Origin of the sequence: Phocaeicola plebeius (assembly GCF_003437535.1) — a bacterium.
Taxonomy (GTDB): Bacteria; Bacteroidota; Bacteroidia; order Bacteroidales; family Bacteroidaceae; genus Phocaeicola; species Phocaeicola plebeius_A.
This window is the reverse complement of record NZ_QSQT01000060.1, coordinates 1-4,409: the sequence shown is the minus strand read 5'-3', so window position 1 is coordinate 4,409 and position 4,409 is coordinate 1. Positions and strand designations below refer to the sequence as shown.

Annotated in this window: 3 protein-coding genes; 1 reads left to right on the top strand and 2 read right to left on the bottom strand. The window is 32.2% G+C overall.

Features of this window, described 5'->3' with window-relative positions; all coding sequences use genetic code 11:
* Window positions 1-38: 38 nt before the first annotated feature.
* Entirely contained in the window at window positions 39-1,739 is a 1,701-nt protein-coding gene (locus DXD04_RS16465; protein ID WP_117674206.1) for an SIR2 family protein, read from the bottom strand.
* A gap of 638 nt (window positions 1,740-2,377) precedes the next feature.
* On the opposite strand from DXD04_RS16465, the gene DXD04_RS16455 reads away from it, so the two are divergent.
* Complete coding sequence (locus tag DXD04_RS16455; protein WP_117674205.1) at window positions 2,378-3,244, top strand: hypothetical protein; 867 nt, start codon at window positions 2,378-2,380, stop codon at window positions 3,242-3,244.
* Window positions 3,245-3,338: 94 nt separating this feature from the next.
* Here the strand turns inward: DXD04_RS16455 and DXD04_RS16450 are convergent.
* A partial coding sequence (locus tag DXD04_RS16450) for a TraM recognition domain-containing protein (protein WP_148390180.1) occupies window positions 3,339-4,409 on the bottom strand: 1,071 nt, incomplete at its 5' end.

The following is a 4,409-nucleotide window of genomic DNA, read 5'->3' as shown; positions in this document are numbered from 1 at the left end:
GTTATGCTATTGAGAAAATGTGCAAGGAAAAGAAAAGTTTAAATCACTTCATTACTATTTATTGAAATGCCTCCTCTTTCAGCCAATTTTCGTTGCTGATGAACTTTCTCCTTCAATTCTTCACTTTCTACTGCTTTATTACCAATATATCGATTAGCTAACAAATCATAAAAGATCTTTCTTATTTCTTGAGGTATAGGTAACTTAGACAACGTGTCGTACAAATCTATCTCAGACAATTTTTCATAAATAGGTTTCCAATCAATAGTTTTCTTGCATGACCAAAGAAGCTCACTTTTAATTGCAAATCTTAGTGACCACATATTGTAAAGGCACAAAAAATATAATATATACTTCTGACGTTTCCAAGCCATTGGAAGAATTTTATCAAATTCTTGGTATGCCTTATAATACGATCCTATCTTATAAAAAGCATATGGGTATTCCATATCTTCAAGAGTTCCTGTGGGTTGTCTGGATGACAATTCTTTTAAACGGTTCTCAAAAGCTTCGAAATCAAAGTCACTTAAAAACTCACTAACTGTACATGGTATATAATCCTTAATATGAATCCAAAAGTTATTGCCTAATATAGTACATTCGTCGATGCTATGAAGATAGTTGTAATAAGCAAAACGAATAAATTCACGGCATGTTTTTATACCATATTTCTTTATAAATGTTTTTCTACCCGTGAAAGTTTTAAGTCTTTTCTCAAGATTATTAAAGTATTCAATATTACTCTGAAAGCCGTCAGAATGTTCATAAATACAGTCTATATAAGATGGGAATAGGTATTTCAACCCACTTCCATATACTTTAATTTCATCTTGATAAGGTGACACTTTATTATATACGTAAGTAATAATATCATCGGTTACATTAGAGTCATATTTCTCTATTATTTTCAAATATCTGTATAACTTGCGTCCATAAGAATCTTTAATCTTGTGTTCTTCCCCAATTTCTTTTACATATGACAATAGTGTTCTCTCTTCATAATCCTCAAGATACAATATGTTTATACCTTTATTCTCAAAGTATTTTTGTGTTACTTCATCAGGTTTATTCAACGAAAGCATATAAACAGGCTGCATCCTCTCTTCAAGAATATTCTTAACATCATTGAGAATCATCTTCAAATTAATGTCTGCAAAAGAAAATCCTACAAATAATATAAGTTTACTTGCGAAAAGTGACTGTACAAAGGCGCGTGTTAATGCAAATGTTCTAGGATAATTATAATAGTCATTCTCCGCAAGTACTATATTACCAAGCGTATAATCACCATGCATTTTAATTAAAGCATTAGGATATGTCATATTAGGCATATCCTTATCCCCCCGAACAACAGTAAACTGCTTATATTCATTTCTTATCTCTTGTTCAATCAAATCATCATAATTTGTAGTGACTATATGAACAGGATTCAGAGCCAGCAATTCTTTATGAATTGGATTGGGTATAACTTTATTATGACACAATGTTTTCATTACCATTTCCAAGTATTCCTTTTCACCTCTTGAATCCTTGTAAAGTTGCGCCAATTTAAGATCATCCTTTTCATTCCTTAGTGATTCAGGTAATTCACTTTTCATTTTTTCAATCAATTCTCCCCACATCGGAACACCTGAATTTTTTGAAACGCCAGCTCCCACAAATAGCACAAGCCGGCCATTATGAAGAGCATCTTGAATACGTTTAATATTCGCTAATTGAATCGGATTAACAGACTGCATATAATAATTTTATTATGTTTATAACAATGTTATATATATCCCAATTGTATTTGGGGCTTCAATAATATATTGATTACTCTCTTAATTCTATTTTTTAATAGTTTCTACAAAAATCTAAAGCATTAACACGATTAAATATTTACGTTAACATGATATCAGTAATTTCATCGTATATGCATCAGTTAAAGAATATATATTTAGAAATCACTTTATTTGATTTCTGTAGCAATAGAGAATATTACAAAACCGTATTTCATTTTTTTATCTTTATTGCTGCTATAATAAGTTGGTTAAAATCTACATTCAAAAGTTCTGCAATTATAATCAGCGTATCAAGTGATGGTAGTATCTTATTGGAACATCAACAAAAAGCAGTGGCTTCATTTTTACCAACTTGTTCAATCAACCATTTTCCTGTTTTACCATTCTCAGCTAAAATCACTTTAAATCTATTGTTTTTTTTAGATTTCATATGTCTTAATTAGTATATTAATTAAAACAACTTGACTTTTAGTGCAAATTTAACAATAATGCTTGAAATTACAGCTTATTTTTTATATAATGAGATTAGAACATACATTAAAGACAATATTAGTATTTTCTTATAAATTTGTAGTTCAATCATAATAATTTATATCATGGAAATTATACAACTATTGAAAAATATAGATTTTGAGAATGCCACACCTAATGACATTCGTAATATTTTATGTTCTAGAACTTTACCTACTATCCTATCAGAAGTTATAAAAGGCACGTATATTGTAAGAGCACGTAAGGGAGATGGATATACGAAACGTAGTCAGATGACATATTGTCCAATAAGATTCTGTACTTCTATCCAAAGAGCGACATTAGCTGGACAGACTATGTTTTACGGAGTTATTTCAGATGATCAAGCACATCTTGAAAATGCACGTGCTATATCTATTGGCGAATGCTCCAAACTAACACGTGAAGGTAAAGAATCTATTGGAAGAGAAAAATTTACCCTTTCTTATTGGGAAGTTATTAAACCTTTAAGAGTTATTTCCTTTGTAGCTGATTCAACATTCCCTGAAGTACAAAACAATAAACTGCTCAATGATTTAAGAGATGTATTTAGAAAGTTGCTTTTTACAGACCAAGAAAAAGATCTTATTCGTTTTATAAGTAATGAGTTTTCAAAAATTGTAACAGATAACAAAGAATATCTTATTTCTGCTACAATCTCTTCAGATATAATTAATAACACAGAAATTGATGGAATAATTTTCCCCTCTGTTCAACTAGGAGGTCAAGCAGGACTAAATATAGCATTATCAACTAAAGCTGTAAATTCAAAATTACGTTTCATACGTACAATAGGTCATACATTATATAAAAATAGAGATAAGTCTTTGCTTCGTATGGAAAAAGTTACTGAGAACAAATGTAAGACCAAAGACTTAAATCAATTCAACAACCAAATAATATTAAATGAGTTAAATATTAAAAGTATTAAAGAATTACCACTCATTATATAGTTCATCAAGAAAATCATTTATAAAGAAGTAATAGAGCAATACTAGTCTCTGTATCGATTTTATTATTGTATCATACTAATTGGGGGCATTAAATTCAGTTATTATTCAACAACCTGCTCAATTCTGGATTAGCCTTTATCCGTTCAGTCTCAGACTCAACTAAAGCAATAATCTCCTGCTTAACTCTTCGATAATTACTATCAATAGTCTCACGAAGAATATCGTTCCCGTCACTGTCGGTAAACTCGGCAATGACGGGAATCTTCTTATATGCCTTCATTTCAGCAGAAACTTTGGCAGAATCTACCACAATTTCAGCATGAAAGATTTTCTGCTCAATTCGTTCATCAAAGTTATCACTAACAGCACCCACAAACATACCCTGAGTAAGATTAGAAATCTTGCTTGCCGGGATAAGCGAGTCCATTTGTGTGGATATAGAAGTGGATTTATCATTGCGGTTGATAGTCATGGATTGGCGTTTCTGCAATACCTTACCAAAACGTTCAGAAAGATTCTTGGCCGTTTCACCTACAACCTGACCACTGAAGATATTACCAACAGTATTCTGAATAACCTTGCTTTCCTTATCTCCATAGTCACGGGTAAGCTGACTGAAATCCTGAAAGCCCAAGCACACAGCAACCTTATTACTTCGTGCTGTAGCAATAAGATTATCAAGACCTCTGAAATAAATTGTAGGTAATTCGTCAATGATAACAGACGATTTTAATTGCTTCTTCTTGTTTATCAATTTTACTATTCTACTGTTATATAGACCAAGTGCTGCAGAATAGATATTCTGTCGATCAGGGTTATTTCCTACTACAAGAATCTTAGGTTCTTTCGGATTGTTTATGTCAAGTGAAAAATCATCTCCTGTCATTACCCAATAAAGTGCGGGAGAAATCATTCTTGACAATGGTATTTTAGCAGAAGCGATCTGCCCCTGGAGTTGATCTTGTGCATTGGACTCCCATGCATCCATGAATGGACTGAGGTAGTTCTCCAGTTCCGGATATGATGTTAGTATCGGAAATATCTGAGCGTATGGACGGTACAGAAATTCTATGGCATGAGGGAATGTACAATACCTGCCGTTGTCATAAATCGTAGGCTCGGCACTCGGCGCCTTGCCGCATTTCTGCGGTAGGTTTCCGAGAGC